The sequence below is a fragment of the Candidatus Binatia bacterium genome, assembly GCA_036382395.1.
Lineage (GTDB): Bacteria > Desulfobacterota > Binatia > HRBIN30 > HRBIN30 > JAGDMS01.
Genome location: DASVHW010000333.1, coordinates 1 through 18,188, shown reverse-complemented (window position 1 = coordinate 18,188; position 18,188 = coordinate 1). Strand labels below are relative to the sequence as shown.

The following is an 18,188-nucleotide window of genomic DNA, read 5'->3' as shown; positions in this document are numbered from 1 at the left end:
CTCTTCAGGGCAGATTTCCTGCTCACCGTTACCAGGGAATGCTTCACGGTCGGCCACGAAAGCGCTAAGGAGCTGAGGAACCGATGATCGAGATCCCAGGGATACACCACGACCATGTGTCGCGCTTCTTCCGGGAGCATGTGCCAGGCGGCGACTGTGAGTTGACGTTCACCCTCATCAGCGGGGGACGCTCGAATCTGACCTATCTGGTTTGCGGCGGCGGGCACGAGTGGGTCTTGCGCCGGCCACCACTCGGGCATGTCCTCCCGACGGCCCACGATATGGTACGCGAGCACCGGGTGCTGGCGGCATTAGCCGGTACCGACGTGCCGGCGCCCCGCCCGATTGCCCTGTGTCAGGAGGCATCCGTCAACGATGCCCCATTCTATGTCATGGAGTATCGTCCGGGTGTGGTGCTGGCGAACGAAATTCCGCCCGGATATGCGCCGACGGAGGCAGAGCGGCGGCGCATCAGCGTCGCGCTGGTCGAGACCCTCGTATGCCTGCATGCGGTCGATTATTGCGCTGTCGGCCTCGAAGGCTTCGGGCATCCCGAGGGGTATCTCGAACGCCAAGTGCGGCGCTGGTCGCAACAGTGGGAGCGTTCCCAGACATCACCTCTTCCCGAGATCGACGAGTTGAGTCGACGATTGCTTGCCGCACTTCCCGAGTCCCCAGCACCGACCATCGTCCACGGCGACTACCGGCTCGGGAACATGGCGCTCGATCCCAACGATCCGGGCCGCGTGGTCGCGGTTTTCGACTGGGAGATGGCGACGCTCGGCGACCCGCTCGCCGATCTGGCTTACACGCTGATCTATTGGACCGACCGGGGCGACCCGCCGGCGATGGGCGGGGTGGGAACCGCGTCGACGTTCACCGTTCTCCCCGGCTTCTTCACGCGCGCGGAGATCGTAGCCGAGTACGCCAAGCGCAGCGGCCGCAACGTCGAGTGCATCGAGTTCTACCAGGTCCTTGCCCTGTACAAGCTCGCCGTGATCAGCGAAGGCATCTACGCGCGCTTCCTGCAAGGCAAGACGCTGGGTGAGGGTTTCGAGGGCATGTTTCGCGCCGCCGGGGACCTGGCGCAACGGGCGCTCCGCATCGCGGACTCTACTGCCGATCCGCGTCTGCGCGGACTGTGAAGGCTGCGCTTGGGAGTGCGGTCAGAGGGTGGCAACAGGGGAGGCGGAAGTGCTAAAGAGCGGTGCTGATGCGTAGCGGTGTATGGTCTGTTGGTGCCGTGTTGTGCCTCTCGCTCCTGGCGGCGTGCGCTCGGAACACCAGTCAGACATCCCGAGTGCACTACGAGAAAGGGCTGCAGGAGTACCGCGCCGGTCGGCGGACCGATGCCATAAAGGAGTACCGCGAAGCCATCCGCCTCAACCCCAATTCGGCGGAGGCCCATAACGATCTCGGCGTGGTGTTGTCCGACGTCGGCGAACGTGACGCGGCCATCGAGGAGTACCGGCAGGCGCTACGATTGAGGCAGGCTTATGCCGAAGCGCACAACAATCTGGGCGTGGCGCTGCTCGAAGCTGGGCAGCTGGTATTCGCGGTCAGCGAGTACCGGCAGGCTGTCGCGCTGAAGCCGGATTTTGCGCAGGCACGGTATAATCTCTGTCTGGGGTTGGAACTGCTGGGCCAGCTACGGGATGCGCTGGCGCATTGCCGGGCGGCGGCACAGAGCGAGCCACATCTGCCGGGGGTCGCCGACACGGTGGCGCGACTGCAAAGCAAACTGGCAACCCAATAGGCGTTGATCCTGAAAACTGCGACGGCCCTCCGCACATTGTACGGAGGGCCGTCGTAAGAACAGCAGGCGGAAGGATTGCGGCCTACATCATGCCGCCCATGCCCCCCATACCGCCCATGCCGCCGCCCCCAGGCATGGCCGGACCGCCGCCCTTTTCATCGGGCTTCTCGGCCACCATGGCCTCGGTGGTGAGGAGCAGACCCGCAACGGATGCGGCGTTCTGTAGCGCCGTGCGCACCACTTTGGTCGGATCGACGATGCCGGCCTTCATCAGGTCCTCGAACTCTTCGCTCGCCGCGTTGAAGCCAAAGGAGCCCTTGTTGTTCTTGATCTTGTCGAGAACAATGGAGCCTTCCCAGCCGGCGTTGTTGGCAATCCACCGGCAGGGATCTTCGAGTGCACGACGGACGATGTTCACGCCCACGCGTTCTTCGTCTGCCACACTGAGCTTCTCGAGGCATGACAGAGAACGGATGAGGGCGACGCCGCCGCCCGGCACGATGCCTTCCTCGACGGCCGCCCGGGTGGCATGCAGGGCGTCCTCGACGCGGGCCTTCTTTTCCTTCATTTCGACTTCGGTGGCTGCGCCGACGCGAATGACGGCCACACCGCCGACCAGTTTCGCCAACCGCTCCTGCAGTTTCTCGCGGTCGTAATCCGAGGTCGTCTCCTCGATCTGCGCCCGGATCTGCTTGATGCGGCCTTCGATGTCGCCCTTCTTGCCGGCGCCGTCGACGATAGTGGTGTTATCCTTGTCCACCACGATGCGTTTGGCGCGGCCGAGGTCGTTGAGGGTGACGCCTTCGAGCTTGATACCCAGCTCTTCGGCGATGACCTTGCCGCCGGTCAGGATGGCGATGTCTTCCAGCATGGCCTTGCGGCGGTCACCAAAACCGGGCGCCTTGACTGCCACGCAGTGCAGCGTGCCGCGAATCTTGTTGACCACGAGGGTAGCCAGTGCCTCGCCCTCGATGTCTTCAGCCATCAGTAAGAACGGCTTGCCGGTACGGGCGATGGTTTCCAGGACCGGTAGCAGGTCCTTCATGTTGCTGATCTTCTTTTCGTGGATCAGCAGGTACGCGTCTTCGAGTGCCGCCTCCATCTTGTCCGCATCAGTCACGAAGTAGGGGGAGATGTAGCCGCGGTCGAACTGCATGCCCTCGACCACTTCGAGGGTGGTTTCCAGGCTCTTGGCTTCCTCGACCGTGATCACGCCTTCCTTGCCGACCTTGCTCATCGCCTCGGCGATGATGTCGCCGATGGTGGCGTCATTGTTGGCAGAGATGGTACCGACCTGGGCGATCTCTTTTTGGTCCTTGGTGGGCTTCGAGAGGTTCTTGAGCTCACCGATGATTGCCACCACCGCCTTGTCGATGCCGCGTTTGAGGCTCATCGGGTCATGGCCTGCGGCCACCATCTTGGCGCCTTCGGCATAGATCGAGCGGGCCAGAACGGTGGCTGTGGTGGTGCCGTCACCGGCGACGTCAGAGGTCTTGCTGGCGACTTCCTTGACCATCTGGGCGCCCATATTCTCAAACTTGTCTTCCAACTCGATTTCTTTGGCGACGGTCACGCCGTCCTTGGTGATGTTCGGCGCACCGAAGGATTTGTCCAGGATGACGTTGCGGCCTTTCGGTCCGAGGGTGACGGTGACGGCGTCGGCGAGGACATTGACGCCGCGTAGGATCCGGTCACGTGCTTCCTGGCCGAACTTTACGATTTTTGCTCCCATGCGTTGGTTCCTCCTTCGAATACGCGCTTCAGCCCTCGATCACACCGAGGATGTCTTCCTCGCGCATGATCAGGTGCTCTTCGCCGTTGAGTTTGATTTCACTTCCCGAATATTTACCGAACAAGATCCGGTCGCCGACCTTCACCTGTGGGGGAATAAGCTTCCCGTCATCGTTCATCTTGCCTTTGCCAACGGCGATGATCTTCCCTTCCTGCGGCTTTTCTTTTGCGGAGTCAGGGATAATAATACCACCTTTGGTCTTTTCCTCTTCGGCGATCCGTTTCACGATGACCCGGTCTTGCAATGGCCGAATCTTCATTCTTAATCTCCTTTCGTCAAGCAAGTCGGTGATTTTTCAAAAGCTTTTGCCCAAGAACCCCCGAGCTGTAGGTTCCGGGCCTGCACGGTGCACTGTTATGAACCGCGGGCGCAAGTTAACGACTGAAACGCGTTTGTCAAGGACCTCCGGGCTTCAGTTTCCGTGCTTCTTCGGCATAGTATTGCCGATACAGCACATCCCATTCGCGGCCTCCGGGAGGGACGTTGCGCGACAGAGAGGCAATCTTGCGGCGCACGATCACGTCGAGGCGGGTATCGGCCACATGATCCTGTCCCAAGATGCGTTTGATCTCCATGAGGACATGCCGCTCTTGTTCGATCTCCGCCAGGCCCTCCTGTCGCAGGGTGTTCACGATCAAATGGGCCAGATAGGAGGTTCGGGCTTCGCTGAATCGCATGATTTCACAGCGGGAAGTCACGTTCACGTGCCAGCCGTTCCTTGATCCCCTGAATGATCCTGCGCTGGTCCATCCCCGTCATTTGGCGCGCGTGGCTCTCGGCTAGGCGTTCGGCTTCCTCTTCGAGGGCATGTGCCTCCGCGAGATTTCGCGCGATCAACTCGACGATGCGTTTGCGTGCGACCGAGGGGTCTTGTTTGAAGTGGACGAAGCTTTGCTTGGCCAAGGCATCAACGATGGCGCTTGCCAGGCTCTGCAGTTCGCCCTCACGGATCTTCATTGCCGGTACTATAGGCTGTGAATGCCGTGGCCGCAACGAGGTATCGGCTCGCTAGGCTCGGCCGCCTTCGGTGAGTTTCTTCAGGTCGAGGATCTCATCGAGCCGCTCTTTGGGAATCAGGCCTTCCTCCAGGATAACCTGCCGCATGGGCTTGTCTTCGGCCAAGGCCTTCTTGAAGACCCTTGCTGCCGCGTCGTAGCCCAGGATCGGCGCCACGGCGGTCACCAAGGAAGCGGTCTGTTCACCGTAGGCCCGGCACTGCGCGATGTTGGCAACGATTCCACCGACGCACTTTTCCGCCAGGACCTTGGCGGCGCTGCCCAGGAGATCGATGCTTTCCAGGAGGTTGTGGGCGATGACCGGCATCATCACGTTCAGGTCGAGATTGCCGTTCATCCCGGCGATGGTGATGGCGGTATCGTTGCCGATGATGTGAGCCGCCACCATGTTGACTGCCTCGGGGATGACCGGATTGACCTTCCCGGGCATGATGCTGGAGCCCGGCTGGGTCGCCGGCAGCTCGATCTCGTTCAAGCCGGTCCGCGGTCCGGAGGTGAGCAGGCGGAGATCGTTGGCGATCTTCATCAGGCCGACGGCGATCGTCCTCATTGCGCCCGACAGTTCGACGCTGGCGTCGCGGTTCTGCATGGCCTCGAAGGCGTTGTCGGCGCGGCGGAAGAGATGGCCGGTCAAGGCGCGCAACTCGGTGACGACTCGTGCGGCGAATTCGGGATGCGCGTTGAGGCCGGTGCCCAGCGCGGTACCGCCGATAGGCAGCTCCGAGAGATGTGGGCGGCTGCTTTCCAGCCGCGCCACGCCGTGGCGAATGACGCTGGCGTACCCGGAAAATTCCTGGCCGAGGGTGATCGGCACGGCGTCTTGGAGATGCGTGCGGCCGGCCTTTACGACGTTGGCAAACTCCGCCGCCTTGGCCTGGAAGGCACCAGCGAGCTGACGCAGGGCCGGCAGTGCGTGGTTTTCCGCCGCATCCATGGCGGCCACATGAATCGCCGTCGGGAACACGTCATTGGTGCTCTGGCCCATGTTGACGTGGTCGTTCGGGTGAACGAGGTTCTTGTCCCCTCGGCTGCCACCCAGGATCTCGATGGCTCGGGTGGCAATGACCTCGTTGGCGTTCATGTTGGTGGAGGTGCCGGACCCCGTTTGGAACACATCGACGACGAATTCCGCGTCGAACTTGCCCGCGGCCACCTCGAGCGCGGCGGCCTCAATGGCTTGGCCGCGCCGCTCATCGAGTAGCTTGAGGCGGACATTGGCGCGGGCAGCTGCGGCTTTGATTCGGCCCAAAGCCTGGATGAAGCGGCGGGAAAAGCGCAAGCTGGAGATCGGGAAATTCTCCACCGCCCGCGCCGTCTGGGCACCATAGTAGGCGTTAGCGGGAACCCGCATCTCGCCCATCGAATCCCTTTCGATTCGGAAATCGGCCATCGTCATTTTCTCCTCTTCGTCAGCCCGCAGCCGTCAGCCGTCGGCTTGCAGCTTCAGACTACCATGGGCAGCCTGCTCCGCGTTGCCCTTAACTGCCCCGACCGTTCGGTCGCGGTGGGGCTGCGACCTGTTCGGCGGGAGGGAGGAAGTCCAGCGGATCTTGCGCGACATTGTCCTGACGCACTTCAAAGTGCAGGTTGGCGCCGGAGGTGCGGCCGCTGTCACCGACGCTGCCGATCACCTCGCCCTGGCGGACATGCTGGTGCTCGTGCGTTTGGTTGCTTCGATTGTGCGCATAGACCGTGGCGAAGCCGTGCGGGTGCCGGACGATGATGACGTTACCGTAGCCGCGCAAGACATCGCTATAGATGACGTCACCGTCTTGTGCGGCATGCACGGGCGTGCCGACGGGGGCGCTGATGTCAATGCCATCGTGGAAGCTGTGACCGCGCTGGCCGAAACCGGAAGTGACTGCCCCCCCGGCCACCGGCCAGAAGAACTTCACGTCGCCTGCCGGTCGGTGTTTACCATCCGGGCGGTGCAGATTGGCCGTGCGCGGCGTAATCAGACTGACGGGCAACTCACGGCGCGCGTGGGGGATGAGGAGGCGCTGCCCCACTTCGAGCCGGGAGGGATCGGACAGATGGTTGGCTTCCGCCAGCCGTTTGACCGAAAGGCCGTACGCCTTGCTGATGCGGTACAAGGTCTCGCCTGCTCGTACCCGGTGGTACACTCCGTGACTGCACGCCGCCAACCCGCCGAGGAGCATCAGGAAGGCCAGTTGGTGTGCTGATCGCCTGCTAAACGGGTACCCCACTCCCCACGTCCCCGCACGCAACCTCGTTGGTGTGTTGGTGCTCAATCCTCCCAGCCGTACGGTCCGATCAACTTCACAAAACGACACTCACCGAAATACTTGACGTCGAGTGTTCCGCCCTTTTTCTGGATCCGTGCCAGGCCTTGTAAATCAGCTTCTCCGAGCGGCAGTACGAGATGGCCGCCGTCGGCGAGCTGCTCGACCAGCGGCCGCGGAACCTGCTGGACCGCGGCAGTGATGATCTCGGCGTCAAAGGGCTGCGCCTCGGGCCAGCCGTTCGATCCATCGCCGCTGCGGAGGTGGACCCGCGCGCCGTAGCCGAGTCGATCGAGGCAGGCGCGTGCGCATCGTGTCAAGGCCTCGACCCGCTCGATGCTGAACACCTCGCGCGCCAGTTCCGCAAGGATGGCCGATTGGTAACCCGAGCCGGTACCAATTTCCAAGACGCGTTCATGTCCCTTGAGCTCGAGCAGCTGGCTCATGAGGGCGACCATGTACGGCTGCGAGATGGTCTGCTCGGCGCCGATGGGCAGAGGGGTGTCGTCGTAGGCACGATGTTGCAGCGTGGTTTCGACGAACAGGTGCCGGGGCACCCGGCGCATTGCCGCCAACACCCGTGGATCACCGATGCCACGTGCCTGTAGCTGTTCTTCCACCATCTGCGCACGGGCCTGGTCGAAATTCATGGCCACCGCAGGTTCAGATGCTGGAGTCGGGTCAAGGACGCGTAGTTGGTCAAGTCGAGGTGCAAGGGGGTAATGGAGATCAGTCCCTGCTGGATGGCGTTGAAATCAGTGCCCTCGCTGTCAACAAAGTCCAGCTGATTGCCGCCTATCCAGTAGTACTTCCTTCCCCGTGGGTCGACCTTCTCGACGATCACATCTCCGTAGCGGCGCTTGCCCTGGCGCGTCAGAGCGTATCCTTTGATTTCTTGGAGTGGCAATTCCGGCACGTTGACGTTGAGCAGCGTGTCGGAGGGCATGTGATCGTCAAGGACGACATGTGCCAGCTGCCGCGTAAAGGCTGCCGCCGGTCCGAAATCGAACCGCTCTCGGGCGACCAGAGAGACGGCAATGGCGGGCACACCGAGGAGCGTGGCCTCCATGGCTGCCGAGACCGTTCCGGAGTAGGTGATATCGTCGCCCAGGTTTGCCCCACGATTGATCCCGGAGATCACCAAACGCGGCCGTTCAGGGAGGATGCCGTTGATCGCGAGATTGATGCAGTCAGTCGGCGTGCCGTCGACTCTGAAAACGCGCGGCCCGACCGGTTCAATGCGCAACGGACGGTGCAACGTCAGCGAATGGCTGACCGCGCTCTGGTCGCGGTCAGGAGCGACGACCCAGATCTCGTCCAACGACGCCAAGGCTTCCTGCAATGCGGCGATCCCTTCCGAGGAGATCCCGTCGTCGTTGCTGAGCAGGATTGACACGCGAAAAAAGTAGCACCGGTGACCTACCGAGGCAAACTTGGTCATGCACGTACGGTGCCGGTGGGAAGAAGAAATCGGGGCGGCGGGATTTGAACCCACGACCACTCGCACCCCAAGCGAGTGCGCTACCAGTCTGCGCCACGCCCCGAAACGTAAATGCCGGCGCCACTTCACCGGACGGACGGCGCCGTGCGGCTCTTCTGCTTCAGTGCCACTTTGCCCGCCGAAACACAACCGTCAGAGGGCGTTGCGTGCCGAAATGTGCGCGGCGTTGATCCGGTGCGGAAAGAGGAACCGATCGGGAGCCGTGGCGGGAGTCAGCTGGCGCAGCGCGGGTGCCAGCCGGCCTGGCCGAATAGATTGCGAGCGCCTTGTTCGGTCAGCCGAACGGTTCCGGCCGCATTGTCCAAAACGACCAACCCTTCTGTTGCCAGGTAGATGACCAATCCGACAAGGCGAGTGTCTGTGGTGCGCATCAAAGCGGCCAGTTCGGTTAGCTGCAGCCCGCTCTCGACTCCCCACAGTCGGTATCCGAGCATGAGCGCTCTCAGCAGGCTAAAGACCAGCTCACTTCCCGAACGCTCTCGGTGCACTCCCAGTATCATGCGCGACAACCTCAAGCGCTTGATGAGCAACGGCCATGCCAGTCATTGCAGCTGAACTCACTAGCTCGGCCGTGGTTGGCCGCACGCTTTTGGCCTGGGGTCGCTAAATTCGTGACAGTTTTGTCGGAGCCGGTAGCTGGCGCTAACTCAACATCCGGTGGAGTGACTCGATATCTTTCTTCAGGTGCGCCAGAATACCGCGGTAGTCCCGGTCACCGAGAGGCATTTCGAGCTGCCGGCGCTCTTCTTTTGGCAAGCCTTTCATACGCTTGCGGGCGCCTTCAATGGTGAATCGCTGATCGTGCAGCAGGCGCTTGATCTGCAGCAAGGCTTCCACGTCCTTGCGACGATAGAGGCGATGCTTCGACTTTGTCTTGGCTGGCTTGACTATGCTGAATTGACTTTCCCAGTAGCGGAGCACGTAAGGTTTGACGCCGACGATCGACGCCACCTCACCGATCTTGAAATAGAGCTTGTCCGGCAGTTGGTCTTTGCCGCCGCGTCCAGTCAATGAGGTGCTCCGGAATTCATACTCTTCTTCAGGACCTGACTCGACTTGAAGGTGAGGACGCGGCGGCCGGATATGGTGATCTCGTCGCCGGTCTGCGGGTTGCGGCCTTTCCGCGGGTGTTTCTGGCTGACGACAAAATTGCCGAAGCCGGAGATCTTTACCTTCTCTCCATGTTCGAGACGGTTCTTGATGATTTCGAAGATGGATTCCACGATATCGCTCGCCTCTTTCTTCGAAAAGCCGACCTTTTCGTAGATGCGCTCGACGATGTCCCCTTTTGTCATAGTCACGCCTGGTCCCCCCCGGTGACAAAGCGTCTCAGTTACCGCGGCTCAACATCCAAGGTGTCCTTCAGTGCGGCGATCAGTTGCATGTGCATCTCGTTCACCTCGGCATCGGTCAGCGTGCGGTCGGGAGCACGGTAGGAAATAGAGTAGGCCAGGCTCTTCCTGCCTGCAGGGATGGGTGGCCCGCTGTACTGATCGAACAGACACACGTCATCGATCAGCTGTGATGACCGGCTCCACTGGCGCACAAAGCGGACGACCTGATCGGATGCAAAACTTTCGTCAGTCACGATCGCAACATCGCGCACAACCGCAGGAAAACGTGAGATATCTCTGTACGTAATACGGGCGGGAGAATACTGAAGCAGACGATCCAAGTCAATCTCAAACAGCCAGCACGGCCCGCGTAGCTTCAACTCATCCTCAACCGCCGGATGCAAAGCGCCGAGGGTGCCGATCGGTAGCCCCGCCACTTCGATGTGTGCCGTCTTTCCAGGATGAAATGCGGCGAGGTTCGTGGCGGGAACCCATTGCACATCCGGAATGGCCATGAAACTGAACACCGCTTCGAGTATGCCTTTGATGTCGACGAATTCTGCAGTGACGTTCCTGCTGCCTACGCCCACGCTCGGCAAGGCCGGGCAGACGGCGGCAGCGAGGCGACGGCCCTCGCAAAACGACCGCTCGCGCCAGAACACCTTGCCGATGCCAAAGACGGCAACGTTCGGAGTGCCCTGGTCCAGATTGGACCGGACGATCCGGGCCAGTCCCGGCAGCAGGCTGAGTCGGAGTTCCGTGTCGTCCTGAGTCAGTGGATTCAAGACGCGTACCGGCGCCTGTTGGCCGTCCAGTCCCGGAAACAGCGCGTTCATACGCGGGGAGCAAAAACTAAGGAAAACCACTTCGTTCAGGCCCTGCGCCGCGCAAAAACGCCTGAGATCTCGCTGCCGTCGCTCATCCAGCGACTGACCCGTGCCGGTCAAGGCACACTCCGGAAGAGTGGTTGGCACGTTTTCGTAGCCGCCCAGGCGGGCGATCTCTTCGATCAAGTCAACCTCACGCGACAAATCCGAGCGGTACGACGGTGGTACCACGGTCAGTGTGCCTCGTGTCGCTGGTGAAACCGTCAGCCCGAGTGCTTTCAACCTGGAGATGACTTCGGTCCGGCCGATCTCCATCCCGAGCAGATCGCTTACGCGTTTGAGGCGCAGCGAAATGGGGGCGGCCTGGCGGCCGGAGACGTACGCATCCACCCGACCGTGGGCGACGACTCCTCCGCTCAGCCGTGCGATGAGGGCTGTTGCCCGGTCTGCTGCCGACGATACGCCGTCGATGTCCGTTGTGCGCTCGAAGCGGTACGAGGCTTCGGTCCGGAGTCCCAGCCGCTTCGCTGTCCGTCGCACGCCCGAGGGGGCGAACCAGGCGCTTTCCAGAAGAATCCGCCGCGTACTCAAAGTCACTTCCGTCTCTGCACCACCCATGATGCCGGCAATGGCGACCGGTTGCTGGCCGCAGGTGATCATCAAGTCGTCTGGGTGCAGGGAGCGGGCCTGCCCGTCGAGGGTGGTGAACGTGGCGTCGCCGTCGGCGCGGCGCACGACGATCTCCTTGGCCGGCAAGCGGTCGTAGTCAAAGGCGTGTAATGGTTGGCCGCGTTCGATCATGACATAGTTCGTCACATCGACGACATTGTTGATGGGGCGGAGACCGACGGCCTGCAGTCGCGACTGCATCCACAGGGGCGACGCGGCGATCTTCACGTTCGAGATCACGCGGGCGGCGTAGCGGCCACACAGGTCCGAGTCGGCGATGCGGACGGCGATCAGATCCGCAATGCCAGGTTGCGATTCGCGCACGGTCACCCGGTGGCGGCGCAGATGCTGGCCCGTCAGCGCGGCGATTTCGCGCGCGATCCCGATGACGCAGAGACAGTCGCCACGATTGGGGGTCACGGCGATATCGAGCACGGTGTCTTCCGCCGCCAGTAGAGTCGACACGCTCTGTCCGATCGGCGCGTCGTTGGGGAGAAGCAAGATGCCCGACGCATCGTCGCCGATACCCAGTTCGGTTTCGGAACACAGCATGCCGGCAGAAGAAACGCCGCGGACTTCTGCCGCCTCGATGCGGCGCCCGCCGGGCAGCGTCGACCCCGGCGGGGCGTACGCGACCCGACTTCCGGCCTGCACGTTGCTTGCCCCGCAGACAACGGTCCAAGCCGTGTCGGGGCCCGTCCGTACGTCACAGAGGCTCAGGCGATCCGCTTCTGGATGGGGCCGCACCCGAACGATTTCAGCGCACAGGATGCCCGCCAGTTCGCGCCCAGTTTCCTCGATCGATTCGACCTCGAGACCCGCCATGGTCAGCCGTTCGGCGAGTTGCGCCACCGGCAGTTGGAGCTCGACAAATTCAGCGAGCCAATTCCACGTGACCTTCATGCGGCGAAACCCGGCATCGGTTAGAATTGTCGCAGAAAGCGGATGTCGTTGGCGAAGAACAGGCGGATGTCGCTGATCTGATGTTTCAACATCGCGACGCGCTCCACCGCCAGCCCGAAGGCGAAGCCCGACACCGCCTCCGGGTCGTATCCCACCGCCGTAAATACGTTCGGATCGATCAGCCCCGAGCCCAGGATCTCGAGCCAGCCGCTGCCCTTGCAGATACGGCAGGACGGATCGCGGCCGTTGCAGAGCACGCAGCCGATGTCGACCTCCGCGCTCGGCTCGGTGAACGGGAAGAAGCTGGCGCGAAAGCGCAGCGGGGTCTGGCTGCCAAAGATGCGCTGCAGGGCCAGCGTCAGCACGCCTTTGAGGTCGCCGAAAGTCACCCGGCGGTCGACCATGAGCCCTTCAACCTGATGAAACATCGGTGAGTGGGTGACATCGTCATCGTGGCGATAGCAAGCCCCCGGAGCGATGACGCGCAGCGGCGGTTTGTGCTGTTCCATGACCCGAATCTGGACCGGCGAAGTGTGCGTGCGCAGGAGATACTCTTCACTGATGAAGAGAGTATCCTGCATGTCGCGGGCCGGATGATCGCGCGGCACATTGAGCGCGGTGAAGTTGTGGTAGTCGTCCTCGATATCCGGTCCTTGGGCGACGCTGAATCCCAGCCCCACGAAGATGTCGACCATTTCCTCAAGGGTCTGGGTGATCAGATGCAGGTGTCCGGGCAGGTGGTGGCGGCCGGGGAGGGTGACGTCGATGCGCTCGGCGGCGATTTGGCGGTCGCGTGCGGCGACCCGTAGTGCCGCCAAGCTCGCTTCGATGCGGCGCCCGACGTCGTCCTTGACCTCATTCAAGTACGCGCCCGCTGCGGGGCGCTCGGCGCTGGGCACGTCCCGAAGGCTGCGGACGGCCTCGGTGAGTTCACCCTTGCGTCCCAGGAAGCGAATGCGCAGCTGCTCGACTTCGGCTTCGGACTGCGATGCCTCCAGGGCCGCCAAGGCGTCGCGGTGAATGCGTTCGAGGGTTGCCTTCATGGATGGCAGGTCACGCGCTGGTCCGCCTCCGCATCTGAGAGAGCGCAGCGTGCCGGCGAAACGTCGCTGCCATCTCGCTAACGAGCCACTAGGGTGACGGGTGCGTGGTGTCTCTAGGCGGCAAGGTGCGCTTTGGCCATTTGCGCGACTTCTTGGAAGCCGGCTGGATCGCGGGCGGCGAGATCCGCCAGGATCTTCCGATCGACGCCCACGCCGCCTTGCTTCAATCCGTGCATCAGCTGGCTATAACTCAGCCCGTTTTGGCGCGCGGCCGCGTTGATGCGCACGATCCACAGGCCGCGGAACTCACGCTTGCGCACGCGCCGATCCCGGTACGCATAGGTGAGGCCTTTCTCGACCGTCTCCCGCGCCTGGCGATATTGCTTGCGCCGGCCGCCGACGTTGCCCTTGGCCAGCTTGAGAATCTTCTTGTGGCGCTGCCGCCCTTTGGTGCCTCTTTTTACCCGTGGCATGTTCGATCTCCTGAGAGGAAGCTCGCCTGTAGCATCTCAGTCCGGTCAGGACAAGGTCACAGGTAAGGCAGCAGCCGGTGGATGGCCTTGGCGTTGGTGGGGTCCACCACGATGCTGTGACGCAAATTCCGTTTTTGTTTGCTGGTTTTGGACGTCAAAATGTGCCGCAGGTACGCCTTCCGGCGCTTGAGTTTGCCGGTTCCTGTGAGCTTGAATCGTTTTGCCGCACCGCGACTGGTTTTTTGTTTGGGCATGGGTCTCCGTCCTTCTCTGCTCAGTCTCGCTCGTCCAGTGCTGACGTGTCAGTGCGCTGCGCCCGGCACGGCCTCATGACGTACCTGTTCGATGAACGTATCAATCGGTACGGGTGCAGGCGTCTCGCCGCTACGGCTGCGTGGCGCCACCGTTCCGTTTTCCGCTTCCTTGTCACCGACCACCAACATGTACGGTACCTTTTCCAACTGCGTTTCGCGAATCTTCAAACCGAGCTTCTCATTGCGGTTGTCCAGGTCAGCCCGGAAGCCGGCCTGCTGCAAGCGCTCCGTGACTTGCCGGCCGTAACCGTCTTGTCGCTCTGTGAGGGTTAACACCCGTACCTGCACCGGTGCAAGCCAAAACGGCAGTTTGCCTGCCGTATGTTCCAGGAGGATGGCGATGAAACGCTCGAGCGAGCCCAGCACGGCGCGGTGCAACATCACAGGAGTCGCCTCCGTACCTTCCGGTGTGACGTACTTCAATCCGAAGCGTTCAGGCATGGCGCAGTCGATCTGAACGGTGGCTAGTGTCCACGACCGCTCGAGCACGTCGCGGAAATCAAACCCAATCTTCGGGCCGTAAAACGCACCCTCGCCCGGGAGGACGGTGACGGGATAGCCAGCCTGCTCCAGCACGCGGCGCAAGGCCGCTTCGGCGGCATCCCAGAGCTCGATACGGCCGAGAAACTTTTCGGGCCGGGTCTGCAGGGTGACCTCCACCTGGTCGAAGCCGAAGACCCCATACACCTCTCGTGTCAGGGCGATGAACGCTTCGAGCTCGCTATCGAGCTGATCAGGGGTGCAGTAGATGTGCGCGTCGTCCTGCACCATGGAGCGCACGCGCGTGAGCCCCGCAAGGGTGCCGGAACGTTCGAAGCGGTGCAGCCGACTGAAATCGGCATAGCGGATCGGCAGATCGCGGTACGAGTGTTTGCGGGTGGCGAAGAGGTAGCAGTGGCCGGGGCAGTTCATCGGCTTGACGCCGTACTCTTCCTCTTCGACCTTCATCAGAAACATGTCGTTGCGGAAGGCGTCGTAATGTCCCGAGGTTTGCCAGATCTCGGTCTTGAAGATGAGGGGCGTGATCACTTCGGTGTAGCCGTAGCGACCGTACAAGCGGCGCATGTATTCGACGAGGGCGTTGTAGATCACCGTGCCCTTGGGGTGGAAGAAGGGAGAGCCTGGCGCAATAGGGTGTAGCGAGAAGAGATCGAGCGATGGACCGAGGCGGCGGTGGTCGCGCTGTTTCGCTTCCTCGATCCGCTTGAGGTAGGCGTCCAGGTCTTTGGTGCTCGCCCACGCCGTCCCGTAAATACGCTGCAACATTTCGTTGCGCTCGTCGCCACGCCAGTACGCTCCGGCAATGCTGGTGAGCTTGAACGCTTTGATGCAGCCGGTGGACGGCACATGTGGGCCGCGACAGAGATCGAGAAACTCGCCCTGCCGGTACAACGACACCACGTCTGCGGGAATGCCCTCGAGGATTTCGGCCTTGTAGTGCTCTCCCATTTCGCGGAAGAAGTCGATGGCTGCGGGGCGCGGCATCTCTTCACGCAGCACCGGATAATTGGCCGAGACAATTTCGCGCATCACCGTTTCGATGTGGCTCAGATCGTCCGGAGTGAACGGCTCGTCGCGCTTGAAGTCGTAGTAAAAGCCGTCAGCAATCGTCGGCCCAATGGTGATCTGGACCTGGGGGGAGAGGCGCCTGACGGCCTGCGCCATGAGATGTGCCGTCGAATGGCGTAGGACATCGAGCCCTTCGGCCGAATCGATGGCGATCGGTGCGAGTACGCAGCTCTCCGAGAGCGGCGCCGACAAATCCACGACGCGCTCATTCACCTTGCCGGCGATGACGTGCTTGTTGAAACTCCCAGAGGCTTTGAGGGCGTCGCGTGCGGACGTGCCAGCCTGGATTTGGTGTTGCACGCCGTCCGGCCTCGTCACGGTAATCTTCGCCATGTCATCAGTCATTTCGATTTCGCGTCTCTCGAGCGACCCTAGCGGCTACAGCGCCTACTCTGCATGGCGGTCTTGGTAAGAGGACTGGTAGGCACGGGCGGGATTGAACCGCCGACCTCTTCCGTGTCAAGGAAGCGCTCTCCCACTGAGCTACGTGCCTGCGTACTCCGCCCCGCCGCCTCCGTCCCCATGTCTGTGCTTCAGAGCAAGGTAAACGCCGAGAATCCAATCAAATACCGATTTCCTTCCAGAGAATCAAGGAACGCGGGGTCACCATAACTCCGCTCTAAGGACCCGCCCCGCCCCCCGCTGGCACCCTGATGGACGCGGAGGCTCTGCGGCGCGCCGTGCGGAGCCGCCAGCCAGCCGGGGAGCACTGGGTGCAGCTACGTGCGGCGGCGAGCGTGGTACATCGCGAGCAGGTGGCCGCGCGCGTCGACGATCTCCTGGAGCCGCTGGTCGCCGACGGGCACTCGCACCGAGATCTGGCTCTGATGGACGACGAGTTCGCCGGCCAGGGTGAACAGCTCGTAGCGCAGTCGCTTTGGACGCGCGTCCCGGAAGCGCTCCGGCAACGCGCGCCGCTTGAGCACGCTAAGCACGTTGAAGGTCAGCGCGTTCATACGGAACCATGCCGCGTTCGCGCCGAAGCGCGCGCTCGGCAGCACGCCCGCACCGAGTTCGTCCTTCATTACACGGTGGACGTGCTCGATGGTGCCCGCCTTCTCCCGGTGCCAGCGCACCAGCTGTGCCGCGTCGAGGTCGTGGCGGTTGGTTACGAGGGCGTGATAGGTGACGCCCCTGCCCTCGAGAAGCTCCTGCTGGCGCGGCGTGAAGCGCAAGGCGATGTAGCGCAGCGGCCGCGCATCGCGCGGCCAGTCCCCTGGGGTGAACTCCACCTCGGCCACGTCGACCTGTTCCCGCTCGCGCTCATCGAGCAAAACCCATCGTCGCTTTGCCACCGCGGTGCAGCACGCCCGCAGCTCCCTGCTCATGTCCGCGCTGATCGCGAAGCCGATCTTTTCGCTCACCAGATACTTGAGCAGCGGCGTGTAGTACGCTGCCGAGTCGGCACGGAAGCGGCGCTCGACCACCCACGGCGGCAGATTCGCGAACGCTCGCTTGACCGAGCTCAATGGGTCCTCGCCTCCCGCCACGTTGCCGTCCCGGAACTCGTCCGCCACCACGAGCTGCTGCTCCGCCCACACCGCCACCAGCGGCTGGAACCCCCGTGTTCCCTCGTATGCGACGGTCGCCTCGCGCTTGTGCGCCTCGATGATCGTCCCGTCGTGATCGATGGTGGCCTGCGTCACGCGCCGCTCGGCACCGCGCTCCACCACCTCGCGATTGACCGCCTCCAGTGCCCGTAGCCCCTCCGACTCCGGCGCCACCCACGCCTTCTTCTCGGGCGGCCGATCCTCCCAACACTTGGGGTCGTGGAACTGCCCGATAAAGTCGAGCAGCGCGTCAGGGGAAGGAAACGCAACGCCCAGCAGCTTCTCCAGCCCCTTGTCCTCGGCCAGGACTCGCACGTCTTCCACACGATCCCCGCCCGCCGCGATTAGCGTCACGATCGCCTCGAGTTTCTGCGCGGGGGCAAAGCCCCGCTGGCGCTTCTGCGCCGGCAGCTGTGAAGCGGCTACCTCGGCCACACCCAGCGCTCGCATCGTCTCAACGACCAGGGGCAGCCCCGCTCGGGCGGTGACGTCGGCGCGCTCGGCCTGCTCAAACACGAACGGCAGGATACCCTGGCGCACGTTGCGGCGCAGCCCCACGCGCATCTCAGCGCCGCCGCCGCGCCCGGCGGCGCTCGCGCGCTTCGCGCCTCAGATCCGCCAGCTCGCACGCGGTCAGCTCGTTGATCAGCTTCCACAGCCTTGTGTACGCGCCGACGGCCGCGCGTACCCGGGGCTCGTCTTCGGGACGCACGTGCAGGGCGTGCGTACGCCCGTCGAGCTGCACCGTGAGAAACTTCCCCGTGTGCTGCTTGCGTGGATCGTTGGCGCACGCGCAGTTTGCACGACCGCACCGTCGCACGCGGTCCACCAGCGAGCCACGCATCAGTGGCCCCGCGCTCAGGGCGCGCACCTGTTCGCGCACCAGGCGACGCCGACGTTGGGTCTGTTCGCGTTCCGATGCCATATCTGAATCTTATTTCACTAACCAGACATTAAGGCAAACGAAAACTCGCCCGTTGGGCGAGCCCTCGTGCTGTCTAAGCCCCTGCCGCTGCAGTGGATTACGTGGATCCGGCGGCCTTAGAGCGGAGTTATGGGCGGTCGCGGCAAACTGACGTGGCTGAGGTTCAGTGCTGTTCGGCCGTAGCGACACTTAGACTTCCCCATCGCCAGTAGTGCCAGGAGGGTGGATGGGACCGGCTCCCGTATGGTGGTGGCCAGGGACTTGGGTAGTATC

At 62.7% G+C, this 18,188-nt stretch carries 20 protein-coding genes and 2 tRNA genes; 2 read left to right on the top strand and 20 right to left on the bottom strand.

Going from position 1 to position 18,188, the window contains the following annotated elements:
- Nucleotides 1–83 precede the first annotated feature (83 nt).
- Both VF515_16140 and VF515_16135 read left to right on the top strand, forming a co-directional pair.
- Complete coding sequence (locus VF515_16140; protein ID HEX7409160.1) at nucleotides 84–1,145, top strand: phosphotransferase family protein; 1,062 nt, start codon at nucleotides 84–86, stop codon at nucleotides 1,143–1,145.
- A gap of 68 nt (nucleotides 1,146–1,213) precedes the next feature.
- Nucleotides 1,214–1,756: a tetratricopeptide repeat protein gene (locus VF515_16135; protein HEX7409159.1), complete on the top strand. Its 543-nt coding sequence runs from the start codon at nucleotides 1,214–1,216 to the stop codon at nucleotides 1,754–1,756.
- A gap of 82 nt (nucleotides 1,757–1,838) precedes the next feature.
- On the opposite strand, the gene groL is transcribed toward VF515_16135, so the two are convergent.
- The 20 genes from groL to VF515_16035 all read right to left on the bottom strand — a co-directional run bounded on the left by groL (nucleotide 1,839) and on the right by VF515_16035 (nucleotide 17,915).
- Entirely contained in the window at nucleotides 1,839–3,488 is a 1,650-nt protein-coding gene (gene groL / locus VF515_16130; protein ID HEX7409158.1) for a chaperonin GroEL, read from the bottom strand.
- A gap of 28 nt (nucleotides 3,489–3,516) precedes the next feature.
- Nucleotides 3,517–3,807 (bottom strand): co-chaperone GroES, encoded by a 291-nt coding sequence (groES, locus tag VF515_16125; protein HEX7409157.1) that lies wholly within the window; start codon nucleotides 3,805–3,807, stop codon nucleotides 3,517–3,519.
- 136 nt (nucleotides 3,808–3,943) lie between these two features.
- Complete coding sequence (locus VF515_16120) at nucleotides 3,944–4,225, bottom strand: DUF507 family protein (protein ID HEX7409156.1); 282 nt, start codon at nucleotides 4,223–4,225, stop codon at nucleotides 3,944–3,946.
- Nucleotides 4,226–4,229: 4 nt separating this feature from the next.
- Nucleotides 4,230–4,505, bottom strand: coding sequence for a DUF507 family protein (locus VF515_16115; protein HEX7409155.1), 276 nt, complete (start codon nucleotides 4,503–4,505; stop codon nucleotides 4,230–4,232).
- A gap of 51 nt (nucleotides 4,506–4,556) precedes the next feature.
- Complete coding sequence (locus VF515_16110; protein HEX7409154.1) at nucleotides 4,557–5,954, bottom strand: class II fumarate hydratase; 1,398 nt, start codon at nucleotides 5,952–5,954, stop codon at nucleotides 4,557–4,559.
- Nucleotides 5,955–6,042: 88 nt separating this feature from the next.
- Nucleotides 6,043–6,723 carry a M23 family metallopeptidase gene (locus tag VF515_16105; protein HEX7409153.1) on the bottom strand — a complete coding sequence of 227 codons (681 nt, stop codon included), beginning with the start codon at nucleotides 6,721–6,723 and terminating at the stop codon, nucleotides 6,043–6,045.
- Nucleotides 6,724–6,812: 89 nt separating this feature from the next.
- Nucleotides 6,813–7,457, bottom strand: a complete 645-nt coding sequence (locus VF515_16100) for a protein-L-isoaspartate(D-aspartate) O-methyltransferase (protein HEX7409152.1) — start codon at nucleotides 7,455–7,457, stop codon at nucleotides 6,813–6,815.
- Nucleotides 7,454–8,203 (bottom strand): 5'/3'-nucleotidase SurE, encoded by a 750-nt coding sequence (gene surE, locus VF515_16095; GenBank protein ID HEX7409151.1) that lies wholly within the window; start codon nucleotides 8,201–8,203, stop codon nucleotides 7,454–7,456. Before surE ends, VF515_16100 begins: the two co-directional genes overlap by 4 nt.
- Nucleotides 8,204–8,277: 74 nt before the next feature.
- Nucleotides 8,278–8,351, bottom strand: a tRNA-Pro gene (locus VF515_16090).
- Nucleotides 8,352–8,520: 169 nt separating this feature from the next.
- Nucleotides 8,521–8,808, bottom strand: a complete 288-nt coding sequence (locus VF515_16085) for a hypothetical protein (GenBank protein HEX7409150.1) — start codon at nucleotides 8,806–8,808, stop codon at nucleotides 8,521–8,523.
- Nucleotides 8,809–8,950: 142 nt separating this feature from the next.
- A complete protein-coding gene (locus tag VF515_16080; protein HEX7409149.1) occupies nucleotides 8,951–9,319 on the bottom strand; it encodes a MerR family transcriptional regulator in 369 nt (122 codons plus the stop codon).
- Complete coding sequence (locus VF515_16075; protein HEX7409148.1) at nucleotides 9,316–9,603, bottom strand: integration host factor subunit alpha; 288 nt, start codon at nucleotides 9,601–9,603, stop codon at nucleotides 9,316–9,318. The genes VF515_16080 and VF515_16075 overlap by 4 nt, the downstream gene beginning before the upstream one ends.
- A gap of 38 nt (nucleotides 9,604–9,641) precedes the next feature.
- The gene (gene pheT, locus VF515_16070; protein HEX7409147.1) at nucleotides 9,642–12,041 is read right to left on the bottom strand and encodes a phenylalanine--tRNA ligase subunit beta; all 2,400 of its coding nucleotides are present in this window, start codon (nucleotides 12,039–12,041) and stop codon (nucleotides 9,642–9,644) included.
- A gap of 20 nt (nucleotides 12,042–12,061) precedes the next feature.
- A complete protein-coding gene (pheS, locus tag VF515_16065; protein HEX7409146.1) occupies nucleotides 12,062–13,084 on the bottom strand; it encodes a phenylalanine--tRNA ligase subunit alpha in 1,023 nt (340 codons plus the stop codon).
- A 113-nt stretch (nucleotides 13,085–13,197) separates the two neighbouring features.
- Nucleotides 13,198–13,557: a 50S ribosomal protein L20 gene (gene rplT, locus VF515_16060; protein ID HEX7409145.1), complete on the bottom strand. Its 360-nt coding sequence runs from the start codon at nucleotides 13,555–13,557 to the stop codon at nucleotides 13,198–13,200.
- 56 nt (nucleotides 13,558–13,613) lie between these two features.
- Nucleotides 13,614–13,811, bottom strand: coding sequence for a 50S ribosomal protein L35 (rpmI, locus tag VF515_16055; GenBank protein HEX7409144.1), 198 nt, complete (start codon nucleotides 13,809–13,811; stop codon nucleotides 13,614–13,616).
- A gap of 48 nt (nucleotides 13,812–13,859) precedes the next feature.
- On the bottom strand, nucleotides 13,860–15,773 hold the full coding sequence (thrS, locus tag VF515_16050) for a threonine--tRNA ligase (GenBank protein ID HEX7409143.1): 1,914 nt from the start codon (nucleotides 15,771–15,773) through the stop codon (nucleotides 13,860–13,862).
- Between the two features lie 85 nt (nucleotides 15,774–15,858).
- Nucleotides 15,859–15,933: transfer RNA gene (locus tag VF515_16045), tRNA-Val, on the bottom strand.
- Between the two features lie 226 nt (nucleotides 15,934–16,159).
- Nucleotides 16,160–17,554 (bottom strand): IS1380 family transposase, encoded by a 1,395-nt coding sequence (locus VF515_16040; protein ID HEX7409142.1) that lies wholly within the window; start codon nucleotides 17,552–17,554, stop codon nucleotides 16,160–16,162.
- Nucleotide 17,555: 1 nt separating this feature from the next.
- Nucleotides 17,556–17,915, bottom strand: coding sequence for a DUF6788 family protein (locus VF515_16035; GenBank protein ID HEX7409141.1), 360 nt, complete (start codon nucleotides 17,913–17,915; stop codon nucleotides 17,556–17,558).
- Nucleotides 17,916–18,188: the final 273 nt, after the last annotated feature.